At 61.8% G+C, this 23,925-nt stretch carries 20 protein-coding genes, 2 pseudogenes and 1 riboswitch; of the genes and pseudogenes, 13 read left to right on the top strand and 9 right to left on the bottom strand.

The features are described from left to right. Nucleotides 1–93 precede the first annotated feature (93 nt). On the top strand, nucleotides 94–501 hold the full coding sequence (locus ACFXS9_RS04320; protein ID WP_392685423.1) for a DUF6455 family protein: 408 nt from the start codon (nucleotides 94–96) through the stop codon (nucleotides 499–501). Between the two features lie 33 nt (nucleotides 502–534). On the opposite strand, the pseudogene hemN reads toward ACFXS9_RS04320, so the two are convergent. After that, nucleotides 535–1,856 (bottom strand): annotated as a pseudogene (gene hemN / locus ACFXS9_RS04315) (oxygen-independent coproporphyrinogen III oxidase). 476 nt (nucleotides 1,857–2,332) lie between these two features. After that, nucleotides 2,333–2,548 (bottom strand): hypothetical protein, encoded by a 216-nt coding sequence (locus ACFXS9_RS04310; protein WP_063800170.1) that lies wholly within the window; start codon nucleotides 2,546–2,548, stop codon nucleotides 2,333–2,335. Between the two features lie 44 nt (nucleotides 2,549–2,592). Between ACFXS9_RS04310 and ACFXS9_RS04305 the strand changes: the two genes are divergently transcribed. Further along, complete coding sequence (locus ACFXS9_RS04305) at nucleotides 2,593–2,814, top strand: hypothetical protein (RefSeq protein ID WP_063800169.1); 222 nt, start codon at nucleotides 2,593–2,595, stop codon at nucleotides 2,812–2,814. 417 nt (nucleotides 2,815–3,231) lie between these two features. Further along, on the top strand, nucleotides 3,232–3,480 hold the full coding sequence (locus ACFXS9_RS04300) for a hypothetical protein (RefSeq protein WP_392685420.1): 249 nt from the start codon (nucleotides 3,232–3,234) through the stop codon (nucleotides 3,478–3,480). Between the two features lie 9 nt (nucleotides 3,481–3,489). On the opposite strand, the gene ACFXS9_RS04295 is transcribed toward ACFXS9_RS04300, so the two are convergent. Next, nucleotides 3,490–6,219 carry a DUF5695 domain-containing protein gene (locus tag ACFXS9_RS04295; RefSeq protein ID WP_392685417.1) on the bottom strand — a complete coding sequence of 910 codons (2,730 nt, stop codon included), beginning with the start codon at nucleotides 6,217–6,219 and terminating at the stop codon, nucleotides 3,490–3,492. Between the two features lie 39 nt (nucleotides 6,220–6,258). Here ACFXS9_RS04295 and ACFXS9_RS04290 point away from each other — a divergent pair, with 39 nt between their 5' ends. Continuing rightward, entirely contained in the window at nucleotides 6,259–6,525 is a 267-nt protein-coding gene (locus tag ACFXS9_RS04290; RefSeq protein ID WP_245309378.1) for an Arm DNA-binding domain-containing protein, read from the top strand. 228 nt (nucleotides 6,526–6,753) lie between these two features. Here ACFXS9_RS04290 and ACFXS9_RS04285 read toward each other — a convergent pair whose 3' ends face one another. Next, a complete protein-coding gene (locus tag ACFXS9_RS04285; protein WP_392685414.1) occupies nucleotides 6,754–6,990 on the bottom strand; it encodes a hypothetical protein in 237 nt (78 codons plus the stop codon). Between the two features lie 867 nt (nucleotides 6,991–7,857). Here ACFXS9_RS04285 and ACFXS9_RS04280 point away from each other — a divergent pair. Both ACFXS9_RS04280 and ACFXS9_RS04275 read left to right on the top strand, forming a co-directional pair. After that, nucleotides 7,858–8,141: pseudogene (locus tag ACFXS9_RS04280) on the top strand (helix-turn-helix domain-containing protein). A 244-nt stretch (nucleotides 8,142–8,385) separates the two neighbouring features. Continuing rightward, nucleotides 8,386–8,808, top strand: a complete 423-nt coding sequence (locus ACFXS9_RS04275) for a hypothetical protein (protein WP_392685413.1) — start codon at nucleotides 8,386–8,388, stop codon at nucleotides 8,806–8,808. Nucleotides 8,809–10,946: 2,138 nt separating this feature from the next. On the opposite strand, the gene bluB is transcribed toward ACFXS9_RS04275, so the two are convergent. The 3 genes from bluB to cobU form a co-directional block, all read right to left on the bottom strand. Continuing rightward, complete coding sequence (gene bluB / locus ACFXS9_RS04270) at nucleotides 10,947–11,579, bottom strand: 5,6-dimethylbenzimidazole synthase (RefSeq protein ID WP_057846115.1); 633 nt, start codon at nucleotides 11,577–11,579, stop codon at nucleotides 10,947–10,949. Further along, complete coding sequence (gene cobS, locus ACFXS9_RS04265; RefSeq protein ID WP_057846114.1) at nucleotides 11,579–12,367, bottom strand: adenosylcobinamide-GDP ribazoletransferase; 789 nt, start codon at nucleotides 12,365–12,367, stop codon at nucleotides 11,579–11,581. Before cobS ends, bluB begins: the two co-directional genes overlap by 1 nt. A gap of 73 nt (nucleotides 12,368–12,440) precedes the next feature. Continuing rightward, nucleotides 12,441–12,944: a bifunctional adenosylcobinamide kinase/adenosylcobinamide-phosphate guanylyltransferase gene (cobU, locus tag ACFXS9_RS04260; protein ID WP_392685408.1), complete on the bottom strand. Its 504-nt coding sequence runs from the start codon at nucleotides 12,942–12,944 to the stop codon at nucleotides 12,441–12,443. A gap of 130 nt (nucleotides 12,945–13,074) precedes the next feature. Between cobU and cbiB the strand changes: the two genes are divergently transcribed. Both cbiB and cobD read left to right on the top strand, forming a co-directional pair. Beyond that, a complete protein-coding gene (gene cbiB / locus ACFXS9_RS04255) occupies nucleotides 13,075–14,016 on the top strand; it encodes an adenosylcobinamide-phosphate synthase CbiB (RefSeq protein ID WP_392685406.1) in 942 nt (313 codons plus the stop codon). An 11-nt stretch (nucleotides 14,017–14,027) separates the two neighbouring features. Then, nucleotides 14,028–14,996 (top strand): threonine-phosphate decarboxylase CobD, encoded by a 969-nt coding sequence (cobD, locus tag ACFXS9_RS04250; protein WP_392685404.1) that lies wholly within the window; start codon nucleotides 14,028–14,030, stop codon nucleotides 14,994–14,996. A 10-nt stretch (nucleotides 14,997–15,006) separates the two neighbouring features. Here cobD and ACFXS9_RS04245 read toward each other — a convergent pair whose 3' ends face one another. Both ACFXS9_RS04245 and cobO read right to left on the bottom strand, forming a co-directional pair. Continuing rightward, the gene (locus ACFXS9_RS04245; RefSeq protein WP_392685401.1) at nucleotides 15,007–16,455 is read right to left on the bottom strand and encodes a cobyric acid synthase; all 1,449 of its coding nucleotides are present in this window, start codon (nucleotides 16,453–16,455) and stop codon (nucleotides 15,007–15,009) included. 25 nt (nucleotides 16,456–16,480) lie between these two features. Further along, nucleotides 16,481–17,134 (bottom strand): cob(I)yrinic acid a,c-diamide adenosyltransferase, encoded by a 654-nt coding sequence (gene cobO / locus ACFXS9_RS04240; RefSeq protein WP_392685398.1) that lies wholly within the window; start codon nucleotides 17,132–17,134, stop codon nucleotides 16,481–16,483. 39 nt (nucleotides 17,135–17,173) lie between these two features. Beyond that, nucleotides 17,174–17,390: riboswitch (cobalamin riboswitch) on the top strand. A 91-nt stretch (nucleotides 17,391–17,481) separates the two neighbouring features. On the opposite strand from cobO, the gene ACFXS9_RS04235 reads away from it, so the two are divergent. From ACFXS9_RS04235 to ACFXS9_RS04215, 5 genes are read left to right on the top strand one after another with little or no spacing between them, the layout of a single operon-like run. Beyond that, entirely contained in the window at nucleotides 17,482–17,856 is a 375-nt protein-coding gene (locus ACFXS9_RS04235; RefSeq protein ID WP_057846109.1) for a DUF1636 domain-containing protein, read from the top strand. Further along, nucleotides 17,853–18,887: a cobalamin biosynthesis protein CobW gene (cobW, locus tag ACFXS9_RS04230; RefSeq protein WP_057846108.1), complete on the top strand. Its 1,035-nt coding sequence runs from the start codon at nucleotides 17,853–17,855 to the stop codon at nucleotides 18,885–18,887. Before ACFXS9_RS04235 ends, cobW begins: the two co-directional genes overlap by 4 nt. Further along, nucleotides 18,887–22,135 carry a cobaltochelatase subunit CobN gene (cobN, locus tag ACFXS9_RS04225; RefSeq protein WP_392685394.1) on the top strand — a complete coding sequence of 1,083 codons (3,249 nt, stop codon included), beginning with the start codon at nucleotides 18,887–18,889 and terminating at the stop codon, nucleotides 22,133–22,135. Before cobW ends, cobN begins: the two co-directional genes overlap by 1 nt. Then, on the top strand, nucleotides 22,132–23,295 hold the full coding sequence (cobG, locus tag ACFXS9_RS04220; protein WP_392685391.1) for a precorrin-3B synthase: 1,164 nt from the start codon (nucleotides 22,132–22,134) through the stop codon (nucleotides 23,293–23,295). The genes cobN and cobG overlap by 4 nt, the downstream gene beginning before the upstream one ends. Further along, nucleotides 23,295–23,924, top strand: coding sequence for a precorrin-8X methylmutase (locus ACFXS9_RS04215; RefSeq protein WP_057846105.1), 630 nt, complete (start codon nucleotides 23,295–23,297; stop codon nucleotides 23,922–23,924). Before cobG ends, ACFXS9_RS04215 begins: the two co-directional genes overlap by 1 nt. Nucleotide 23,925 lies beyond the last annotated feature (1 nt).

The raw sequence follows: 23,925 nt of genomic DNA, 5'->3' as shown, positions 1-23,925 counted from the left end.
GCTATTTCGCCCCGCATACTTGACGTGCTCAAACCGTACCGGGAGGGTACTATGGCATCGGCTATAAGAAAGGAATCGATCGGAGGTAGGCTCATGGGCAGGTTTTCGGAGTGGCTCGGCCGGCTCCGTGATACCGCCGATCTCCGCGCCCTTGGAGCCGCCGAGCTCGATTGCATCGCGCGCGACCTTCGCGTCTCACCGACCGAGCTCGAAACCCTCACTTACCGTAGGCGGCGCGGCGCTGATGAGCTGTCGGGACTACTCAAGGCGCTCGGCATCGACGAGACGGCCATTGCGCGCAAGGAGCCGGGCGTGCTGCGCGACATGACGCTGGTGTGTGCACTGTGCGCCGAAAAGACCCGATGCAACCGCGAGATAGAGGCGGAAACAACGGCGCAGCACCTTCATGAATACTGCGCCAACAGCTACACGATCGATGCGCTGCGGACGAAGCCAAAGCCAGTTCCGATGGATCTCGTTCGTGGCCCGAGCTGCTGCTGACAAGCTACAAATGGTCTAAGGGCCTCTCGGTCTTTAAACCGCGCGGCTGTGCACGCCTGTTGACCGCGAAAGGTGAGCATCAAACGCTGAGGCGACGCTACGCACCAGGAATTCCGATCCTTCGCTGACGGTTAGCCGACCTTGAGACATTGTCGCGACAGCCGGTCGATGCGGGCGCGATCGACGACTGCTGTCCGTGGATCCCGACGATGGATGCGGGGTATCTGCTCCAGGTCAACGGTCAAATCGCACATGATCCGCTCGATGATATCAGCGCGGAAAAGATCATCCTCGGTGAAAGCATAACCCTTCACCGTGGCTAGCCGGCCCTCCGCGATGCGGTTCAGGTAGTCGCGGATGGCCACCACGTTCTGAACAAAGCCGTGTGGCATCCTACCGATCGCGCTCGCCCCGAGGCCGATGAGTGTGTCAGCGCCGTCATCGGTGTAGCCCTGGAAATTGCGCCGCAATCGGCCATCGCGCTGCGCCGTCGCGAGCGCATCGTCTGGGAACCAACCCGATGCGCACATACCCCGAAGGGCCTCTGCGATGGTCTCGGACTGAACGTGGCGCACGACACTGTCAGGTAAGCTCTCCTCCGCGATCTTGCGCTGATGCTTCTTGAATGAGGGGACGTGCGCGTAGCCGAACACCGAAAGCCGGTCGGTGCGCAATTCGACGCACTTGACTTTGCTGTCTAGACAAGAGCTTACCGTCTGAAAAGGGAGACCATAGAGAAAGTCGAAGTTGATCCCCCGCACACCTGCCCGGCGAAGCCTTTCGACTGCAGCTGCCGTCTGCTCGAAGCTTTGCAATCGATTTATTGTGCGCTGCACTCTTGGGTCGAAGCTCTGAACTCCGAGGCTCGCGCGGGTGACCCCGCAGTATTCTAAAGCCTGCGTCAGGTCGTTGGTCAGAGTTCGCGGATCGACCTCAACGACAATCTCGGCATCCGGAAGCACGAAAAAGATATAACGCAAGGCGTCAGCGAGATCGACGAGCAGTTGCGGAGCCATGATGGTCGGAGTGCCCCCGCCGAAGTGCAGATGCGCGACCGGCAGGCTTTTCTCTATCGTGTCCGCGACTAGTTGCGCCTCCCGACGCAAAGCTGCGACGAACGCGGCGATCGGCTCCTCGTGCTCGGCCACCGATGTATGCCATCCGCAGCACCAGCACATTGAGCGACAGAAAGGTATGTGAAAATAGAGCGAGACGGGTCGGTGGGCCGAAACCGATCTGAGCCAATGCCGATACACCTTCTCGCCGATTGCAGAAGAGAAGTGCGGGGCTGTTGGATAGCTGGTGTACCGTGGGAGCTTGTCTTGCCCGTAGATGTCAGCCAAATCCAATCGCATATTCGAGTTCCCCCATTCCTAGCCACATAACGGCCTTGGCGCCGACTGGACTTTGCGCCGCATTAGCGGAGCGCCCTTCGGGCCCCGCTTGCGGCGGACTTCCACTGCACCCGACCTGCAAAGTCAATTCGTTATGATCGCTAAGCGTGCCGTCCTCATTCATCACCGCAGGCCTCTGATGTGACAGCGCAGCATGATATTGGCGGCGTCCATGATGGATGTATCATGAGATCCTCTCCGGTATGGGAGGCAACCAGTAGTAGAAGGTGAGTGGGACATCAGCGCGGCACGGTCATGGACTGAAGCATCGCTCGCGTGACACCGCCGAGCACGGTTTCCTTCAGGCGCGGAATGCCCGCAGCCGCCCATGACAAACAGATCGAGCGATTCGTCGGCGGCCAGGGAAAGAATGCCTGATTGGATCTGCGAGCGATCGGTGTCCAACGGGAACAGCCGGGCTGGCAAGCCGGCCTTTGCTAGGTTCGCGCGAAATGTGTTGGTGAGGGTACGTTTTCGGGCTCGTTGACGGTGATGATGATCAGTGCGTCGGCCGCCTCCAAGAGTGGCATGGTATCGTGCACCGCGCGAGCTGCAAGGCGGCTGCCATCCCAGATCCCGATCCGCTTCGCTGCGAAGGCGCCCCGGAAGGTGTACGGAATGAACAGCACGGGCCCGCCAGCCTGCAACAACATTTCTTGCGCTAGGACATTATCGAAACTGCCGCCTACAATCCGGGTTGCTGCACGACGATTATGTCGTGAAGCCTGGCGGCAGCTCCGACAAGAATAGCCGCTTCGCCCCAGGGTGCAGTGAGGGCCCGGCACCGGTAGCGGATGCCTGCCTTTTTGGCCTTCACCTCAAAAACTGCAAGCACAGTTTCCGCGCGTTCGAGCGCCTGGTGCCGGTCGATTTCGAGAACAAAGCAGCGCTGCCCTCAGGGACGATGGTGGTCTCATAACCCACGGCCGCGGCCTTCGAGCTCGGCTTTGCAAGCGATAGTCAATGAGATCGAGGCCCGTCGACGGCTGGACGCACCGGCCATTCCGTTGGAAGCAACGCCAGAATGCTCCTGTACATAGACTTCTCCGTAGTGAATACGAAAACTCTCATGGACGGATTCAATATGGCAGCGCGATCCCCATTGTTGACCCACATCAAAGCCGCCGGCCTTCCTTGCGTTATTTGGCAAAGACGCAGGTCACGAAGGCAGGAGATGGAATGGCATGGCACGCATTGTGTTGGATACGGGCAGCATCCGGGGCATCGGCGCCGTAGTTGCGCGGACACTTCAATCCGTGGCCGTCACCTGTGCCGGCAACACCAAAGGCGCCGACGCCTTTCACTCTGAAACGGCGATTCCGCTTTCGATCGTGAGGTGGCACATCTGTCGCCGTCCTCGTTCGATGAGATCGCCAATGCGAAGCTCGATATGGTGAGGCTGCAGCGGACGCTGAGCTTCATCGTCTTCATGGTTACCCACGACCTCAAGAACCTCCATGCGGTCTGCGACCGTGTCGCGTCGCTGGCGGACGGCAGGATTGCCGCGCTCGGCCCGCTGCGGTCAGTGCTGGGCCTCGGAAGCCGCGTGGAACAGCAGGCCATAAGTGCCGATCGCACCCGATAATCGGCAACACTAGCGAACCTGAACCCGCGGTAAGCGCGCCGCAGGCAAGCGGACGACGATCTGGCTGTCCGTGATGTCGACGACTTCCTTGCGCTTCCTCCCGTCATCGTACCGCAATTCGAACGTCACTCCCGATGCAGATGGGGCAAAGGGCTCAGGCGTAAGGCTGATCCACCCCTCCCCCAAATTCAGAATGATCGGTCCATCCGCCCGGAATCGGGCGTCAAGCAGCACCAGGTCCAATCGGAGAGACTGGAGCCGCACGTTGAGCCGTCGCCGCACGCCATCACGTGGCCAGATACGCAGGGTGTGAGCGAACGTCTCCACGATGCCACCGTGACAAACCTGCCCAAAGATGGGATCGTCGGCAACGATCGTCGCAGCAGCGCGGACCGCCCCACAAAATCCCAGGTCGATCTCGCACGAGTAATACCAGGTTCCACGGTGATGCGGCTGACCGAGCCATGTGGTCCCGCTCGGCGCCGGCTCGAAGCCGCCACCGGCCGCGCCGTCATTCTCCTCGCCCGGATACCAATAGCCATGACCGGCCGACGCAGGGCCGCTGTTCAGCAAGGCCCACGCGCTGAGTTGTGACGCATAGCCCAGACGAAGGAGCGGATGCGGGTCGTCTGCATCGTTCAGCGCATGATCAAGCAGCGCCCAGCCGCCCATCTGCGCCATGTAGGTCAGCGTATAGGCGTCGCCCGCACTCCCGCGATAATCGCTGCCCAGGTAGTAATAAGCAGGTTCCAGCCAGCCACGGCAGAACAGGTTTGCAGCGATCTGACGCTCCGCGAAGGCACGGGCTGCCGCCTTCGAAACCCCCATGGCGACAGGGTCGTCAAGGGCCGAGCGCGCCAGTGCCTGCGTTGATTCGAAGCCTGTGGAATCGAACGGATATTCCGACCCGAACAGGTCCGCCTTCGGATCGACGAAGGCGCGCACCTTACGCGCCCAGTGCGCCTCCAGCGTCGCCGCCTCGCGCATCAAGCCCGCCGTCGTGAGCGCCGAAACCAGTTCGGGGATCACACATTCGTTGTAGAAGCCGGTGCGGTAGGCAGACCACATCACCACGCGCATCGGCACCGTGAACATGGCCAGCGCCGTACCGTAGGCGCGTACCAAATAATCTCGTGCGCTCTGGCGGGTGGGTATCGCGGGGTGGTCACGCGCGATGCGGTGCATGGCCAAATACATCGCGAAGATGTGCGGATAGTCATAAGGCCGCCAGATATGCAGGCGGCCCTTTGGGCCGGGATCGCTGCTTTCCCGGTTCTGCTTCCAATCGGGTATGCCGTAGAGGCCGTAGGCGTATGCCTCCTGTGTGGTACGTTGCAGCCCGCCCCAGACGAACGTATCGATATACCGGTCCAGCGCCGCCACTTCCGCCGCATCAGGATGCTCGGCATTCTTGGTCGCGAGGTAAGCGGGCTTGCTCAGCCCGGGATCGTCGCACGTCACCTCGTAGATGCGCCAGCCCTTGATCCGGTCGTAATTGTCCGGGCCAAGCAGGACGTGCGTCTCCATGTTCCACTCGCCGAACAAACCGTCGTACCATTTGGACGGGTCACGATGCTGCCGCTTCACGATGAAGGCTGCGCGCTTCTTCATCATCGTCTCGACGGGTTCGGTAGCGAAGAATTCAAGAAAGGTCTGGCGCGCACCCGGCTGGTGCAGGGTCAGCCGGTTCTCGCCCAATCGCGAAAACCGGACCCGCCATAGTCGCCTGCCAGCCCGATCCGGCAACCGTTGCGCCACCGTGTCGCCGGTAAATTCCGCTTCGATTCGCTCCACCGGAATGGAGGACGCGAGCGCGATGTCGACATGCAGGTCGTTGGGAACCGTCATGCCCGGCATTACCTCCACGTCCACCAGACCGGCGTCCGCGATAGCCCTGCGCGCCGCCTCATAATCGGCAACCCACTGGAAGCGGAGACGGTAACGCCGTTCCTCGGCCGGCGACAGGGACAGGGAATGGGTCGGCTGTCGCCAGCGAGTCCCGCCCGCCACTGCCTCGCCGGCGGCCGCCCCGCCCAAGATGTAGGCGCACCACGTCCCACTGGCTTCGGCCGAATCCTTGTGGACATCCCAATATTCCAGTGACGTGTCCGCTTCCGGTAAGAGCAAGAGGAAGGGACCGGTGCTGTTGCCGCGAATCCAGAAGATGTGCGATCCATGCCCCGAGACGAAGCTGTGCTTCAAAACAGCCATCGACACCGGTTGCCCTGCCGAAAATTCGGTGTTCATCGGCATGGGCAAATAGAGGTCGCCAACCTCCACGCTCGCCATGCCGTCGTTCCGCAGCATGATCTCCCACGTCAATCCAGCCTCGTCGACTGCGAGGCGGGTCGTGAGAAGGACGCCGGCATCGCGGGCTGCTAGTTCAAGGGCCGCGCTATGCATCGGCTTCGTTGCATCAACGCCGGTTCGAAGCGTATGCCACTCGGATCCGGCACGCCGAACTCTAGCGTGAGCCGTCCCCAGCACGGCTCCAGGCAGGACATAATCCGTGTCATACGTATCGTTACGATAACGCAACGAGGTAATGCCGTCTTGTGTGCACCCAACGACGAAGGAAGAGTCGGCCGCCTTCAACACCATGGCAACCTTGCGCTGCGGCCGATTGGGTGTAGGCAGCGTAACGCCCCCGAACAACGCGCTACCCAAGAAGCTACTGCCCAACAGCATCATACGACGCGTATACGTCCAGACTTTAGACATGCCTTTGGTCTTCGTCATCAACCGTATCCGGTATTGCCCCATGCGGATGATCAAGGCGTGCCGTTTCCCGCCGTAAACGTCAACGCGACAAAAGCGACATACGTTCTCAAGTACCGAGTGTTCGGTCGGCAGCGCTTCGTCACCATCGGTCCTCACGGCGCCCCTTGGACACCAGAGCTTGCACGCAAGGAGGCCAAGCGGCTTTTGGGCCTGGTTGCCAATGGCAAAGACCCGGTCGACGAGAAAGCCAAGGCGCGCCTGCAGGCGGCCGACCCACTCCGGCAATCGCGGATCAATATCTCCGGAACGCTAAACAAAGGCTGAAGCCCCGACCAATTCGGAAATAGAACGCTACTTGTTGGCCAGTTGGAGACCCCTGCATCCCGTCTCAGTTTTCCAGATCACCCGCCGCCATATCTCGGCTCGTATCGCTGACCTCGCATCAGCTCATGGAGCGGTCTCAGCAGCCCGCTGCCCGTACAGCCCTATCCTCAATGCTCAAGTGGGCAATGCGGGAGAGCCTCGACATTGCTGCGAATCCGGTTCTCAGCGCTAATTAGGCAGGTGACCGGTGAGGAAGCGATCTATCCGTGCCTCGTCTATGTCACCTGCTTCAGCGCCTTCACTGCGCAGCCAGTCGCCGAAGTGAAGAGCGCAAGCGGCATATTGACGGCGAAAGTCAGCTTTGTAGCGACTGCGCACAAGGTAGTCGGTGTAGAGGCCCATGATGGGCCAGAGAACATTGTCTGGATCTTCGGTCCTGAGTTTAGAGCGTCGAAATGTGGGCATGCTCAATCTCCGTTGTTGGGAGTTCGAGCAGGGCTCTGAATTATGCGCAGGGCCAACCAGAGATATGCCGAGAGTTAGGCTCGGCATATCTGAAAACGAAATCGCAAGGCTCCGACGCCCGAAGCATCAAAACCCTGCAATCCCAAAACAGTCCACAAAGACAAATGCGATTCTGGCTCAGTCGCTTAGCCACTCTTCACGGACGACACCTTAGTGGCCCGTTCGAGGCCTGTAGACTAATCAGAACGCACGCGCGCTGATATCCAAGGTGGCCCGGAGCACAAACGATCCAATCAGAGGCCGAATACGTTGATGCAAGACCGCTGTCGCCAATTCGATGAATCTTCTCGCAATGCACGGCCGGACCATACAAGGTCAAATCCTCGGGCCGCCACTCAAACTAAACAAGGCGGTCGCCGCCCGAGGGATGCAATGCTTGAGCAGAAACGCCCCAATTTCGTCAGCGAGTCTCGACTTCCGAATCGCCGGTTGCGGCTGGCAGGTTCGTAATCTGCCTGACACGGATGCGAGCGCCCTATGATCGAACTAGCCAGAGGATTGAACGGTAGGGAGTGACACTTCGACGATGCCGACCATACTCTCCATGGGGTGGCGGTGGATGGCCCCGGTTGTCCTCAAACCACTTCTCGTCATCGTCAGCATCACGAGGCCGCCAATACGTCACCAGATGCGGCTCTTTTTAGGTGGTCAGCACCAGCTCATTCGCGCGACATCCGGATCATCTTGTTGAATGCCGTCTATTCCATGTAAGCTTATGCGTCGCATCTGCATCCCGCATGAATTTGCTGCAATAGTATGGATATAGCCAGTGGTTTGAAGGCCATGCCAAATGGCACGCTTTGGCGCATGAAAGCTCGTGTGCTCGTGGCCTGCAATGTACGCCGGATCCGCGTAGATCGCGGTATTCCGCAAGAGAAATTGGCTCGCGATACCGGGATTGACCGCTCCTATGTGGGTGGTCTTGAGCGGCAATCAAAGAACCCGACAATTGATCTTCTTGACCGGATCGCCGAATCGCTAGGTGTTCATTTATCTGAATTCTTTGTTCAGCCTTCCAAAGGAGCGACGACACCCTGGATACCTTGCCTAAAGACGACAAGCCGGCGCTCCCACGTCGTAAGACGAGATAGCACTGCTCGGATGAGGGGTCACTAAAGGCGATGCAGACAGGCAAGGTGGAGGCAACATTGCTGCTCGACATGAATATGATGCAGCCTCAATTTGCGGAGCGCACAAGACGTTCCTGCGAAGGTTTACGCGGGCGGTCACTCCGACATACTTCTCGGCCCCTATCTCGATGTCCTTGTTGCATCAGAGCAATCTCAAGTCAAAGTAGCCATCGAATTTTATGACGCAGTAAGACCAGGAGTTGGATTGGACGGACGCACACTTCGGTCGCTGACCCGCGTAATCATTAGGGTGCGGAACGACGGCAATACGGCTATCGAGAAATTCTCATTTCAGATCGAAATCCCGGGTGAGCATCACAATTGCTTAACATATATTGCAGCGCGCAGTCGCAAGCTGGATCGAGTGGCTTCCATCAGCTTCACTGGGAGCGTGACCGGCGAGATCAGCGATTCCAAGCCAATGGGCTTGATCGTCAAGGTTGTGGTTGGTAGTGCTCTAAATCGCCGGGAAACTATCAATTTTGGAATGTTTTTCGTTGGCTCCCCGACAGGTTGTCTGCTGCATCCCGGATACGAAAATCCGGATACGGAGCAGCGTGCCCTTCTAATCGGATTGGACGCGCTACCGCAAGAACTATTGAAGGTGATCACTCTTTTCAGCGAGTAGGGAACTGCACTTTTCAGCGTCGCTGCGCTCTGGCGCAAGCGCTTCCTGCTCACCGTGAACGTTACCTGCGTCTGTGCAGAAGGAAGTGGACTAAATCTCGGCGACCGCAATGCCGCTGGTCGCCGAGAACATCGCCACGCATCCGATGATTGGCGCCGACATGGCGTTCGGCGTCTCCGAAAATGCGCACGTATAGTTCATCGGCGTTCCAATTTGCATTCACGCGGAGGATAGGCAGATGCGTGGAAACTTGACGACCGAAAAGCCCGACGCACTTTGCAGGGGGAAGCAAGAGGTGCGTCGGGCTGCAACCTGGAGGTTGCGGGCATCGGCACGGGTGAACGTCCGTGTCCACGCCCAACATCATCTTTGCAAATGACGTGCCGCTCGAAGGCTGTCGATGATGTGCGTCTAGTCGGCCCGGGGCACGGCCGCGCGATATTCTTGGATTGAGAATAGTGTCGCAATTACCACGTTGCCGAGTGAGACTTTGTCGGCCATCAAACAATCATGCACCATGATGAGCCCGGTGCCTCGCAGTTTGCGAGCCGTGTCCGTGCAAGCCTCGATGATACCTTCGCACCAGCCGTCGGCCAACGCGCCCCCTCAGTGGTCTTTCGCGATTGAAGCCCTAAACGCGCAATTGTGAGATTTCCGCGGCGTGCCCTGGCTGATCCGTAAAAGCAGCGCAAGCCCGCAGCGGGCCTTGCAGGTGGGAAAAGGGCCGAGGCCGCGCAAAAAAGTCGGCCACCCCGAGGTCTTGATAGAATAGATTGCTATGAGGCCAGAGCTTACGCTGGGTCATCAGAGCGTCCGGCGCGAACGACGCGATTTAGATCAAGGCCGCTGAACGCATGTCTTTATGTATCAACAGTATAGATGCATCCCATCAAAACAATCGATTTCACCAATTTTACGGAATGCTGCATAGAAAAAGCGCATAGTCTGGTGCAAATGGCCGCACACACTCGGCGTCATTTCCGTCGCGGATGACGATCAGTCGGTGGGTGAAGCATTGACGGACAGCCTCTTTTCCGTGGGGTCCATCTCAGAAGCATGATCTTGCGACCGTCCTAAGATTACGTGAGGGAAGAACTGACGCCGTTGCCGACCTTCCCCCGCAGCGTTGGGCCGAATTCCCTGAATAGAGAAGGAAGCGAAACCAGATTTCGTTTGGAACGGATATCGGCCCCCCCGTGAAAAGTTAACGGCGAATGCCCTCGCCGTAAATGAACCGCCGGCACCCTCCCTCTGCCGACGGAAGCTGGTGCGATGTGTAGCAGCGTCGCTCCTCCCAGACTGACTTCCGCCCGGCCGCCGAAAGGGGGCCGGGCATTTTTTACTATGGCGAGTACGAGCGCCAGCTTGCAGATCTTGCATTTGATCTCACTCACACCCATGAATTCAGGGGTTGGCGCCGCGTCCTCGCACCAGTCCATCGCTAAATCAGAACGGCCCATCGGATTAGTTGATGTCTGTCACCGGCCTATTACTTCGCAACAATACTGGGCCAACAGAAAAGCGTTTTGTCCTAAGGACAGGCATGGCATTTACCACTAAGTGCGTTGATTCAAATCGTTGTGGCCTCGTACAGCTGAACTGGCGACCGGGTATTATTCTTTCCCGTCGAATTGCGAGCGCACTGATTGATCGTCGTGCGAGCGTACTCTGTAGATGGCTGCGGGTGGCTTCTCACGCGCTCTACCCATCATTGCGGGGCGATCGATGTCGGTTAGCGCTTAGCTTTAAGCGCGAGGCCCACCGATTTCGACTGCAGCCAGCAACAGGCGCCGCATCGGTCGCGCCGATCCGGGGCCTCAACCCGAAACGAGTTTCTCGCTTCTTAGCTAGGCACGGGGTATTGCGAGCGAACACAGACGTCTGGACTGGAAATTCTCTCTCTCTCTCTCTCTCTCTCTCTCTCTCTCTCTCTCTGGAAAAACATCGCGGCCCGGGTCTGCAGTGCCAGACAAACCAGTGTGGGGCCAATATCTGGCCGAGAGGAATCTAACGTTGCCCTTCGGCCAATCCCCTGGTCGTTCGCATCATGATGCATCGCGACCAGCATCCTGGTTGGTTGACCTACACGATGTTGACACGCGACGAAGGCTCCGGGTGGAAACTTGAAATTCTGGGCGCTAGCGTCGAGTGGTAAATTCCTTCGCCGATCGCCGATATTCCCAGTTGGCGCGCTCAAGTTCGGGTCGATCAAACTCTTTCTGGGGATAGCCGACGCAGAGATAGCCGATGAACTTCCAGGACTCCGGCACTTCAAGAACCTCGTGGATGCGAACCGGGTTAAGGATCGACACCCAGCCAAATCCGATGCCGTCTGCACGTGCGGCGAGCCACATGCAGCAGATGGCGGCGGCGACGGAGTATTCGACCGTATCCGGCATGGTTGCACGCCCGAGGCGATGTCCCATATCGTTCGTCTTGTCCGCGAACACGGCCAAGTGACCCGGGGCCTCTTCGAGACCGGCGAGCTTGAGGCTCGCGTATCGCGCCGCGCGCTCGCCTGAATAAGAATACAACGCATCGGCGTTGCAGGCCCTGAAATCCTCGACCACGGCACTGCGCCTTGCGTTGTCTTCGACGATCACAAACCGCCAAGGCTGGCTCAGGCCGACCGACGGGGAAAGGCAGGCGATCTCAATCAGCCGCTCCATGGCGCCGCTCGGCAGAGGATCGGGACGAAAGCGCCGCACGTCGCGGCGCCACACGAAGAGCTCGCGCAGTTGCCGGCGAAAGGCTTCATCGAAAGCGGCCATCAGGGTCCTGGTTCCGTGTGGAGGAGGGCGGCTGTCATCAGCAAAACCACGATCTCGCCAATCTGTTCGAACGCACCCAATATATCACCTGTCTGTCCGCCGACCTGCCTCGTGGCAAGCCACGCCAGTATCAACCCGGCCAGTGAGAGCAAAATCACTCCGATCATCGCCTTGCTCGGCCCGGAACCGAAAACGAGGCAAAGACCCCCGAGAGCAAATGCAATGGCGGCGCTTCGCCCCGGCGGCCGTCCGGCTCGGGCCGAAAGCCCATCCGATCGCGCCGGCGGAATCAGCCACATGAAGGCGGGCATGCCGGCGCGCGCCGCCGCATTTGCAACCGAAAGCGCCGCCGCGATCGACATTGGCTCGGCGATCGTTTCGAGCGCGCTCCATCGCAAGATGAGCGATGCGACAAGCGCGCACGCGCCGTAAGTACCGATCCGGCTGTCGCGCATGATCTCGAGCTTCCGCTCGCGCGTCCGGCCGCCGCCGAGCCCGTCGGCGGTATCGGCAAGGCCGTCCTCGTGCATCGCGCCGGTGACGAGAACCGTGGCCGCCAGCGCCAGCATGGCTGCAGGGCTTGGCATCAAGCCCACCTCGCGTGCGATCCAGTAGACCGCCCCACCGGCAAAGCCAACCAGCAATCCTGCCACTGGCAACGCCCAGCTCGCGCGGGCAACATCGCCATCGCTGACCGGCGTCGCCGGCCCGAGAGGCAGAAGCGTGGAGAGCGAAATGGCGATTCTCAGGTCAGTGACGATGCCCCTGAGAAGCTCGAAATGATGCATGTGTCTTCAGCCCTCGAACCGTCAACTCGCTCGCCTCACCCGACGACGCGTCGCAATTGCGCCAAGCGCGGCATTACTTCAGCTTCATCGGCAATCCTGCCACGACGAATTCGACCTCGTCCGCAACGGAGGCAATCGTCTGGTTCAGGATACCCGCCGCGTCCCGAAATGCGCGCGCCAGCGCATTATCCGGCACGATACCGAACCCGACCTCGTTCGTGACCATGATGACCGGGCTGCGCTGGCGGGCAAGCGCGTCAGCGAGCAGCGAAGCCTCATGCGACCAGTTGCGTTCCGCGTGGAGCAGGTTCGACAGCCACAGTGTGAGGCAATCGACCAGCCTTGCGCCACCGCCATCGGTTTCGACCAGGGCCTGCACGAGATCGAGCGGCACCTCGCGCTCGATCCAGTCCTTTCCTCGCCGCGCGCGATGCTTTGCGATTCGCTCGCCCATTTCCTCATCGAGCCCCTCTGCCGTGGCGATATACACGGGTTGCCCCGGAAAGGCGCGCGCGCGGGCTTCTGCGCGCCGGCTTTTGCCCGATCGGGCGCCGCCCGTGATGAGTATGATGGCCATGACGTCCTCCGCTCAGGCCTGCAGTAATCACCAATCTCCGATAAAGACAAAGGCGGAAATCGGGCGAGGTGGGGCTTGCCTTGGTGCGGAATTCTTGTGCATCAGGATCAGGCATGACAGGAGACGATGCGTGGACTTTGCGGGGGCGATGGCATTGGCGATGACGGTGGACGCCCTGTTGGGCTGGCCCGATGCATTGTTCGCCCGCGTGGGCCATCCCGTCACATGGCTCGGCAGGCTGGTCAACATCCTCGATATCAGCTTCAACAGGTCCATCGACCCGCCCGGAATCCGGAGGATTGCTGGCGCAGCCGTGGCGCTTTTCGTGATTGGGCTTTCGGCCGGAATTGGATGGGCGGTTCAGGCGGCGCTTGCCTTTGAATGGAGCCGCATCGTCCTCCTGGGAATTCTGGCCTGGCCCTTGGTCGCACTGCGTTCGCTCTATGATCATGTCGCCGCCGTTGCGCATCCCTTGCAATCCGGTGATATCGCAGCCGCACGTGCAGCGGTCGCGCACATCGTGGGACGCGATCCCGCAGCTCTCGATGAGGCAGGAATTGCACGTGCGGCCATCGAGAGCATGGCCGAGAACGCCTCCGACGGCATCGTCGCGCCGGTGTTCTGGGGGGCGTTGTTCGGGCTTCCGGGTATCGTCGGCTACAAGGCGATCAATACGCTCGATTCCATGATCGGCCATCGCACCGAGCGGCACGGATCTTTCGGTTGGGCCGCCGCGCGCATCGACGATCTCGCAAATTTCATTCCGGCGCGTCTCACCGGTTGTCTGTTCACGCTGGTCGCCGGGCGGCCTTCGGATGCGATGTCCTGCATGGTGCGTGATGCGAACCGCCACCGCTCGATCAATGCCGGTTGGCCGGAAGCAGCCATGGCCGGTGCGCTCGGCGTGCGGCTCAGCGGTCCCCGGATCTATCATGGAAGCACCGCGAACGAGCCCTGGCTGAACGAGGGAGCGCGCGATCCGCTTGCCGCCGACATCCGCCGGGGACTGCAGCTCTACCGCCGCGCCATGATACTGTTGGGTGGAGTGCTTGCGATCCTGGCCTTCGCATGAAGGAGCAGCAAATGCTTGAGCATGGTGGAAATCTCGATCTTGCGCTGCAGCGCTTTGGCGGGCGGGTGCAAGACTGGATCGATCTTTCGACGGGCATCAATCGGCAGCCATATCCTGTGGGCGAGGTAGCGCCGAGACACTGGAGCGCTTTGCCCTCACAATCCGATATTGAATCGCTCCATCGGGCGGCGCAGCAAGCCTGTACCACCAAGGCGCCGATCGTAGCTATAGGTGGCGCGCAGGCGGCCATTCAGTTGCTGCCACATCTCTTCTCATTTCGCGGCCGGGCGCGGATCCTCGCGCCGACCTATAACGAGTACGCAGCGATTCTTTCGGCCGCGGGCTGGGATGTGGCCGAAGTCTCTGATCTCGAAGGGCTGGCGGGTGCGGATCTCGCCGTGGTCGTCAATCCCAACAATCCAGACGGTCGGCGCCATGATCCGAACGAATTGCTCGCGCTTTTGCCGCGTGTCGGTCGGCTCTTAATCGACGAGAGCTTCGGCGACGCGGTCCCCGACCTGTCGCTGGCACCGGAGGCGGGACGGCCGGGGCTGTTGATCCTGCGCTCGTTCGGAAAGTTTTACGGGCTTGCGGGACTGCGGCTCGGTTTCGCGCTCGGCAGCGAGGCTGATGTCGCGGCGCTGGCGGCGATGGCGGGTCCATGGCCGATTTCGGGTGCAGCGATTGCGATCGGACGGCGCGCTTTGCTCGATCGCGATTGGGCAAAGGCGACCTCGAGGCGTCTGGCACACGACTGTCTCCGGCTGGACGCCGAAGTGAAATCGCAGGGCTGGCAACTGGTTGGCGGCACGCCGCTGTTCCGGCTCTATGAAACCGGCGATGCGCGCGCCGCGCAGGAGCGACTCGCACGCAGCCAGATCTGGTCGCGTGTATTTGGGCAAAGGCCGGGATGGCTGCGGCTGGGCTTGCCGGGTAACGAGACGGAATGGGCGCGGTTTGCTGCCGCGCTCTCGCGTTGAGGATCACGCTTCAGCGGGCAAGCGCGAGCAGACCTTCAAGATCGAGATGGGTATCCATGTGCTCGGCGAGCGCGTCGAGCGCGCTCTCGACCCTGGCGCGATACTGCTGGTCTGCAGCCGGGATGCCGAGTTGCGCGAGAAATGCCTTGCGGAAATGGTCGGACGCGAACAGGCCGTGCAGATAGCTGCCGTGCACGCGTCCGTCGCTGGAAACCGCGCCTTCCGGCGCGCCGCCGAGACTGGCAAATGGCCTTGCGCGATCCGGCCCGTCGGTCTGCCCGATGTGAATCTCATAGGCTTCGATCGGTTGGTTCGTCGCGGCGTGGGACGCTGTAACGTGCGTGAGCGTCTTCTGCTCTGTCATCAGTGTTGTCACATCCAGGAGTCCGAGGCCTGGCGTTTCTCCCGCGGGTCCCTCGATTCCTTCTGGATCCGCCACATTGCGTCCGAGCATCTGGTAACCGCCGCAGACGCCGAGGACATGGCCGCCGCGGCGATGGTGGGCAAGAAGATCAATGTCCCAACCCTGAGCGCGCAGGAAGGCGAGGTCGCCGCGTGTCGACTTGGAGCCGGGAACGATCACGAGCTTTGCATCGCCAGGGATCGCCTCTCCCGGCCGGACCATCACAAGGTCCACGCCGGGTTCGAGCTTCAGCGGATCGAGATCGTCAAAATTCGCGATCCGCGACAACGCGAGAAAGGCGATCTTGCATTGCCCCTCCTTGCGCGCGCCGACAAGCCCCAACGCATCTTCGGCCGGAAGCTCGTTGGCGCGAGCGAAGTAGGGCAGGACCCCAAAGCCCCGCCAGGATGTGTGGGTTTCGATCAGCCGGTAACCGTCGTCAAACAGGGATGGATCGCCGCGGAATTTGTTGATGACGAAACCGCGGATCATCGCGGCATCCGCGGGATCGAGCACGGTCTTGATTCCGACGAGCTGCGCGATGACGCCGCCGCGGTCGATGTCGCCGATCAGCACCACCGGGACGTCCGCCCGGCGTGCAAAGCCCATATTGGCGATATCGGCGCTCCGCAAATTGATTTCAGCGGGGCTGCCGGCGCCCTCGACCAGGACAAGATCGGCGCGATCCTTCAGGCGGGCGAAGCTCTCGAGAACCGGACCCATCAGCGAGGGCTTCATGGCCGCGTATTCACGCGCGCGCAACGTCGCCACACGACGTCCCTGAACGATGATCTGCGCGCCGACATCCGTCTCCGGTTTCAGCAAGACGGGATTCATATCGGTGTGAGGCTCGACGCCTGCGGCTTGCGCCTGCAATGCCTGCGCGCGTCCGATCTCGCCGCCGTCGATGGTCACGGCCGCATTGTTCGACATGTTCTGCGGCTTGAAGGGAAGCACGCGATAGCCGCGGCGCGTCGCGGCGCGTGCAAGGCCCGCGACAATGAGCGACTTGCCCACATCCGAGCCCGCTCCCTGGATCATCAATGCGCGCGCCATGGATTCGGATTTCTCGGCTACTTTGTCAGAACTCGACGCCGGGCTGCGCCTTGATGCCGGATCGGAACGGATGCTTCACCAGCGTCATCTCGGTGACGAGGTCGGCGGCATCGATCAATTCCTGCTTGGCGTTGCGTCCGGTGAGGACGACGTGCGTCATGGGCGGCTTTGCATTCTTTAGAAACTCGACCACTTCGCCAACCTCGAGATAGTCATAGCGAAGCGCAATGTTGATCTCGTCGAGGACAACCATGCGCAGGGCTGGATCGGCGATCAACTGCATGGCCTTCTCCCATGCCGCGCGTGCGGCGGCGATGTCGCGGGCACGGTCCTGTGTTTCCCACGTAAAGCCTTCACCCATCGCGTGGAATTGGCACAGTTCACCAAAATGCCCGGTCAGAAGACGGCGCTCGCCGGTGTCCCACGCCCCCTTGATGAATTGCACGACGGCGCAGGGAAAGCCATGCGCCACGCACCGCATGATCATACCGAAGGCCGAGGAAGATTTTCCCTTGCCCGCCCCGGTGTGGACGATGAGAAGTCCCTTCTCGTTGCTCTTGGCGGCCATCATCCGGTCACGGGCGGCCTTCTTCTTCGCCATTTTGGCCGCATGGCGGGTCTCGAGCGAAGTCTCGGAGACGATGGTTTCCTCCTCAACGGCATCTGGTTCGGAAATCATGTGCACGTTCCTTTGGCTTGACAAGTTGCACGCTAGGGCAAATGGTGAGGGAGCGTTGGTTCCTGTCCTACGACAGGCGAAGAGGGAATGCGATAGGGCTTAAAGTTTCGAAGCTTGAGCCTGAAGCGCAGCCGCCCCCGCGACCGTGACCGGAGAGATTCCAAAAGCCACTGATCCCTCTTGGGGTTGGGAAGGCGGGATCGAAGGGAAACCTACTCCGCAAGCCGGGAGACCTGCCAGCGCACCGATTGAACCGGCGGACGGGGTGATCCGCGACGGGGAACGAACCCTCACGTCACCGGTTCGTGTGCCTCATCGCCCCCGCCAAATTTTTTGAGGAAGGGGCGATGACCGTCACGCTTCATGTTTGTGTCACCTGCCGTGCCGGCCAATCGCCAAGGGAAGGCGAAACCGCGCTAGGCGCGCGTCTGCACAGCGCCATCCTCGAGGCTGGCGTGCCGGAAAGCGTCAACGTCGTTCCGGTCGAGTGCCTGTCCGCTTGCAGCCAAGGCTGCTCGATCGCGCTCAGCGCCCCCGGACGCTGGTCCTATGTGTACGGCCGCTTGTCCGATGTAAACGCGCCGGATGTTGTTGCCGGCGCTGCGGCCTATGCGGCGGCGTCCGACGGCATCGTGCCATGGCGCAGCCGGCCGGAGATCTTCCGCAAACAATCGCTTGCCCGCATTCCATCCATCGCCGTCGTGCCGGAGACCGCAGAATGAACACGCTCGCCAAGGTCCCGGTCACCATCGTCACCGGCTTTCTCGGGTCGGGTAAGACGACACTGATCCAGCACCTGATCGCCAACGCGAACGGCAAGAAGCTTGCGGTGCTCGTCAACGAGTTCGGCAGCGAAGGCGTGGACGGAGAGATCCTTAAATCCTGCGCGGACGCCAGCTGTCCTGCCGAGAACATCGTCGAGCTTGCCAATGGCTGCATCTGCTGCACGGTCGCCGACGATTTCATTCCCGCCATGGAGCAGCTGCTCTCGCGCCGGGTGAAGCCCGACCATATCCTGATCGAGACATCGGGACTGGCCTTGCCGAAGCCACTGCTCAAGGCGTTCGATTGGCCAGAGATCCGCTCACGGATCACGGTCGACGGCGTGGTCGCGCTGGCGGATGCTGAGGCGGTGGCGGCCGGTCGCTTCGCGCCGGACCTTGCCGCAGTGGAGGCGCAACGCGCGGCCGATGAAAATCTCGATCACGAGACGCCGCTGTCGGAAGTGTTCGAGGACCAGATCGCTTGCGCGGATATCGTGCTGCTGACCAAGGCGGACCTTGCCGGCGCTGACGGGCTGGAAGCGGCCAAGGCGGCGATTGCCGCCGAGATGCCGCGTCGCGTGCTGATGCTGCCGGTCATCGACGGCGCAGTCGATGCGCGTTTGATCCTTGGTCTCGAAGTGGCGGCCGAAGACGATCTCGCCGCGCGCCCCTCGCACCACGACGGCGAGGAGGAGCACGAACACAACGATTTTGCCTCCATTGTCGTCGAGCTCCCGGAAGTTGCGAACATCGATGCGCTGGTCGCATCGATCCAGCGGCTTGCGCGCGAACAAAATGTGCTGCGCGCCAAGGGATATATTGCCGTCGCGGGCAAGCCGATGCGATTGCTCCTGCAATCGGTCGGGGAGCGGGTACGGCATCAGTTCGATATGCCTTGGGGCACACGACCAAGGCAGTCGAAGCTGGTTCTGATCGGTGAACACGACGACATCGACGAAGCTGCCATCAGGGCGGGACTTGGAGTCTGATGCACGTCGTCTTTCGCGAGAGCCGCGGTCTCGAGGAGACCGCGACGCCCAAGGATCTCGGCCAGGATCCGGCCGACCTTGTGGTGCTCTCGTTTTCGGACAGCGATCTCGCCGCGTTTGCTTCCGGCTGGCGCCGCGGTCGTGCCGGCCTGCCGTCGCTGAGGCTCGCGAATCTTGCAGAGCTGCGTCATCCGCTGTCGGTCGACACCTATATCGAACGGACGTTGTCGCATGCGCGCGGCGTATTGGTGCGCCTGATCGGTAGCGAGTCCTACTGGTCATATGGACTGTCTGCCCTGCATCAATTGGCGAAGGACCGCGACATCGCGCTCGCGGTGCTCCCGGCGGACGGTCGCGACGACCCGCGCCTGGATGCGCTCTCGACATTACCCATCTCGACGCTCAGACGGCTGAAAGCCTTGTGCGACAAGGGCGGTGCGACGGCGGCGCAAGCGTCGATCGCCCAGCTCGCGCTGGCCGCGGGCTTCTATGCGGGGCCCGTCATGGGAGAGATTGAAATCCCGGAGATCGGTTTCTACGACCCGGATTGCGGTGCAATGGCGGTACAGCCAAGTCCCGATCAGCGGCCGCGCGCGCTGGTCACTTTCTATCGTTCCTATCTCACCGCTGCAGATACCGCACCGGTCGACGCGCTGATCACAGCGCTACGGCAAAAGGGCTTTGATGCCTATGGCGTGTTCGTGACCTCGCTGAAAGCTGCCGGTGTGGCGGATTGGTTGAGGGCTCATTTCGAGCAGCGTGCTCCGGCCGTTATCGTGAATGCGACTGCCTTTTCTGCGGTCGGCGACGGTGGCACGACGCCTTTCGATATCGTATCCTGCCCGGTATTCCAGGTCGCGTTGTCGACGGCCGGGCGCGATGACTGGGCCGGATCGCTTCGCGGTCTTTCGCCGGGCGATCTGGCGATGCATGTGGTGTTGCCGGAGGTTGACGGCCGGCTGTTCGCCGGCGTGGTGAGCTTTAAGTCACCGGGCGAGCGCGACCCCGATCTGCAATTTGCCGGTCTCGCGCACAGGCCCGACGACGAACGCGTGTGTGCTGTCGCCGAGCGGGTGGCGGCTTGGCACAGGCTCGCCAACACGCCGGCAGGCGAAAAGCGGCTGGCAATTGTGCTTTCGAGCTATCCCGGTCGGCCGCACCAGATCGCACATGCAGTCGGGCTTGACGCGCTTGCTTCGGTCGAGACGCTGCTGTCGGATCTCGGCGCTGCAGGTTTCGATGTCGAAGCTGCAGAAGCACTCGGTGAAGCCCTCCTGCGGGAGGAATTGACCTTTGGCGTTGCCGATTACCGCGCGGCGCTGGCAAAGCTTTCACGCGAATTGCAGGAAGACCTTGCGAGCGCATGGGGAGCGCCGGAGGATGATCCCTCTTGTCGCGGCGGCGAATTTCGTTTCGCAGCGATCCGGCGTGGCAAGACCATCATTGCGGTTCAGCCAGAACGCGGCGAAGTCTTTAATCGTGATACCGAGTATCACGATCTCTCGCGCACGCCGCGCCACGCCTATGTCGCCCTCTACCTCTGGCTCAGGCAGCAAGGCATCCACGCCATCGTCCATATGGGGACGCATGGAACGCTCGAATGGTTGCCCGGCAAGTCCGTCGCGCTGTCGTGCTCCTGCTGGCCGGAGGCTTTGATCGGAAATTTGCCGGTGATCTATCCCTTCATCGTCAACGATCCCGGCGAGGCGGCGCAGGCCAAGCGGCGGATCGGCGCCGTCGCGATCGGCCATTTGCCGCCGCCGCTGGCAAAGGCCGCGTTGCCCGAAAGTCTGCGCCGGCTCGAGCAGCTGCTTGATGAATATTCGACCGCCGATGGCCTCGATCCCGCACGCCGCCAGCGCCTGGTTGGGGCGATCCGTGATGAAGCCCGTGCCGCGGGCCTCGATGATGATCTTGGCCTTGCCGCTTCAGCCGCGCCGGCCGATGCCATTCCGCGGATCGATCGATTCGTTTGCGATCTCAAGGAGAGCCAGTTCTGTGACGGCCTGCATGTGTTCGGCCTCGGGGCTTGCGGTGACGCGGAGAAAACCGCGCTGCTCGATGCGCTCTCCGGCAGGCGCGTTGCGCCGGGGCCTGCCGGCTCGCCGTATCGTGGGCGCAGCGATGTGCTGCCTACTGGACGCAATCTGTATGCCGTCGATCCCCGCGCCATACCAACGCCGTCGGCGCATGCGCAGGGGATCAAGCTTGCCGAGGAATTGCTGCGCCGTCATCTGCAGGATCACGGGGACTGGCCGAAGGGGCTGCTGGTCGATCTCTGGGGATCTTCGACCATGCGCACCGCAGGCGAGGACTTTGCGATGGCCTTGCATCTTGCGGGCATTGCGCCGCGCTGGGATCAGGCCTCGGGGCGGATTACGGGTTATGACATCATCGCGCCGGCCGCGCTCGGCCGGCCACGCATCGACGTGACGCTTCGCGTGTCAGGGCTGTTCCGCGACGTCTTTTCAGGTCTTGCACGGTTGTTCGAGGCGGCGAGTGAAGCGCTTTCCGAACGCGACGAGGAGGGTGACGAAAATCCCTATCGCCATCGCGCGGCGCGGGTGTTCGGACCGCGTCCCGGGCAGTATGGCGTCGGCATGGCATCGATGCCGGATGTCTTCACGGAGGAATCGCGCGAAGCGGCCGGTGAAGCCTGGCTATCGGCTTCGTCCTGGGCGTTCGCGACCGATGGAGCGATGCGGCCTGACCGCGCGGGTATCGAGGCGAGGCTCGCCGCGGCTGACGCCTTCGTCCATGCTCAGGACCTGCCAGAGACCGACCTGCTCGTTGCCGCAGACTATGCCGTGCATGAGGCGGGCGTTGCGGCCGCGGCCGCGCGGCTTGGTGCGGCCGCCCTATCGCTCTATCACCTCGACACAACGCGACCCGATCGGCCGCATGCACGCGCGTTGACGGAGGAAATATCGCGCGTCGTGCGTGCGCGCGCGGCCAATCCGGACTGGATCGCAGGCATGATGCGTCATGGCTTTCGGGGTGCGGCCGAGATCGCCGCGACGCTCGAGCACATGGCCGCTTTCGCCCATCTTGCCGACGCCGTGCCTCCGCATCTCTTCGATCTCTATTACGATACGACGCTCGGTAACGACGACGTTCGCGCGTTCATGGCACGTGAGAATGCTGTGGCGCTCGCGGCGATCGAAACCTGCTTCACCCGATTGCATGAAGCTTCGCTCTGGATGACGCGGCGCAATTCGATCGCGGCCGCGCTGCGGGAGGCTTCATGAGCGTCGTCGCGATCAAGGGCTGGTGCCCCGGTGCCCTGCGTCCGATGCAGTCGGGGGACGGCCTGGTGGTACGCATTCGCCCGCATGGCGGAAGGCTCGATGCGAGGCAGGCGGCAGGAATTGCGGAACTGGCAGAGCGCCACGGCAACGGTCTGATCGATCTGACCAGCCGGGCGAACCTCCAGATCCGGGGTGTCAGTGATGGAGGTCTTCTGCCGCTGACCGACGGACTCGCGCGGCTGGAGTTGCTCGATCAGAATCCGGAGTCCGAGGCGCGGCGCAACGTTCTGGTGACGCCGTTCTGGACCATTGGCGACGACACCTGCTCGATTGCCGCTGAGCTCGAGCGGGCTCTTGCCAGCAGTCCTCTCGATCTACCGACCAAATTCGGCTTCGCCGTCGACGACGGGAAGGAGCGCCGGCTAGCCGGCGCCTCCGCCGACGTTCGGATCGAGCGCGATCTTGTAGGTGAGCTCATTGTGCGCGCCGACGGCCAGGCGCTTGGCCGGCCCGTCAGGCGACGAGAAGCCGTGCAGGTCGCGCTCGCGTTGGCCGAATGGTTCATCGCCTCGGGCGGAGCCAAGGGCGGGCGAGGGCGGATGGCCGCCCACATCGGCACCGGCGCAAGACCGCCGGAAGCTCTTCGCGGCCACGCCGAACCCGCTCGCCTCCTGGCTGCGCCACTTCCCGGCCTTTATCCGCATGGCGCGATGCTCGGCGCAGCGTTCGGGCAAGTGCCCCACTCGGCGCTAAGCTATCTCGCCAGTCACGCACCGGCGCTGCGCGTCACGCCGTGGCGGATGATATTGGCGGAAGGGCTGCACGCGGTGCCTCGCTGCGAGAGCTTTATCACACAAGCCGATGATCCAGTTCTGCGCGTTGTTGCCTGCAGCGGCGCTCCGCGCTGTCGCGAGGCGCATGCCGATACGCGCGCGCTGGCGGCCGCGCTTGCGCCGCATATTGCCGCAAATGTCCGGCTTCACGTCTCCGGTTGCGCCAAGGGTTGTGCCCATTCCGCCCCGGCTTCGATCACGCTCGTTGCGACCAGCGCAGGATTCGATCTCGTTCGCGGCGGCTCGACGCGCGATGCGCCGTTCCTGCGTGGACTGAGCGGTACGGAGATCGTTGCGGATCCCTCCGTTCTAATGGGAGGGCATTGATGCCGCACACCTATGAGACCGACGGCGCGGCGATCTATCGGCAATCCTTCGCCACTATCCGGGCCGAGGCGGACCTTCGGCGTTTCACTCCCGACGAGGAGCCGGTGGTCGTGCGCATGATCCATGCTGCCGGCATGGTGGGTCTCGAGGCGCATATCCGCTTCACGCCCGGCATGGCGCATATCGCGCGGACTGCCTTGCAGAATGGTGCGCCTGTGCTCTGCGATGCGCGCATGGTGTCGGGGGGAATCACGCGCGCGCGCCTGCCCGTCGGCAACGCCGTTATCTGCACGCTCGACGATCCTGCTGTCCCCAGGCTCGCGCAATCGATGCGCAATACCCGCTCAGCCGCAGCACTGGAGTTGTGGCGGTCGCATCTCGATGGGGCGATCGTCGCCATCGGCAATGCGCCGACCGCGTTGTTTCACCTCCTCAACATGCTGGAGGATCGCAACTGTCCAAGGCCGGCGGCGATCATCGGCTGTCCGGTCGGTTTTGTCGGCGCGGCTGAAGCCAAGGCTGCGCTGATGGCCGATCCGCCCACGCCCGCGCTCACGGTCGAAGGACGTCTTGGCGGATCCGCGATCACGGTTGCCGCCGTGAATGCGCTGGCAAGCCGGAGCGAATAGC

The organism is Bradyrhizobium sp. RDI18 (assembly GCF_043203335.1).
In the GTDB taxonomy this organism is placed as follows: Bacteria; Pseudomonadota; Alphaproteobacteria; order Rhizobiales; family Xanthobacteraceae; genus Bradyrhizobium; species Bradyrhizobium retamae.
This window is presented reverse-complemented; position numbering and strand designations above follow the sequence as displayed.

Coding starts and splice junctions, on each gene's coding strand:
- cobU (WP_392685408.1), bottom strand. CDS start 12,944: ATGGCCATCATACTCATCACGGGCGGCGCCCGATCGGGCAAAAGCCGG.
- cobN (WP_392685394.1), top strand. CDS start 18,887: ATGCACGTCGTCTTTCGCGAGAGCCGCGGTCTCGAGGAGACCGCGACG.
- cobO (WP_392685398.1), bottom strand. CDS start 17,134: ATGATTTCCGAACCAGATGCCGTTGAGGAGGAAACCATCGTCTCCGAG.
- ACFXS9_RS04285 (WP_392685414.1), bottom strand. CDS start 6,990: ATGCCCACATTTCGACGCTCTAAACTCAGGACCGAAGATCCAGACAAT.
- cobG (WP_392685391.1), top strand. CDS start 22,132: ATGAGCGTCGTCGCGATCAAGGGCTGGTGCCCCGGTGCCCTGCGTCCG.
- ACFXS9_RS04310 (WP_063800170.1), bottom strand. CDS start 2,548: ATGTTGTTGCAGGCTGGCGGGCCCGTGCTGTTCATTCCGTACACCTTC.
- ACFXS9_RS04320 (WP_392685423.1), top strand. CDS start 94: ATGGGCAGGTTTTCGGAGTGGCTCGGCCGGCTCCGTGATACCGCCGAT.
- ACFXS9_RS04235 (WP_057846109.1), top strand. CDS start 17,482: ATGACCGTCACGCTTCATGTTTGTGTCACCTGCCGTGCCGGCCAATCG.
- ACFXS9_RS04245 (WP_392685401.1), bottom strand. CDS start 16,455: ATGGCGCGCGCATTGATGATCCAGGGAGCGGGCTCGGATGTGGGCAAG.
- ACFXS9_RS04215 (WP_057846105.1), top strand. CDS start 23,295: ATGCCGCACACCTATGAGACCGACGGCGCGGCGATCTATCGGCAATCC.
- cobD (WP_392685404.1), top strand. CDS start 14,028: ATGCTTGAGCATGGTGGAAATCTCGATCTTGCGCTGCAGCGCTTTGGC.
- cobW (WP_057846108.1), top strand. CDS start 17,853: ATGAACACGCTCGCCAAGGTCCCGGTCACCATCGTCACCGGCTTTCTC.
- cobS (WP_057846114.1), bottom strand. CDS start 12,367: ATGCATCATTTCGAGCTTCTCAGGGGCATCGTCACTGACCTGAGAATC.
- bluB (WP_057846115.1), bottom strand. CDS start 11,579: ATGGCCGCTTTCGATGAAGCCTTTCGCCGGCAACTGCGCGAGCTCTTC.
- ACFXS9_RS04295 (WP_392685417.1), bottom strand. CDS start 6,219: ATGACGAAGACCAAAGGCATGTCTAAAGTCTGGACGTATACGCGTCGT.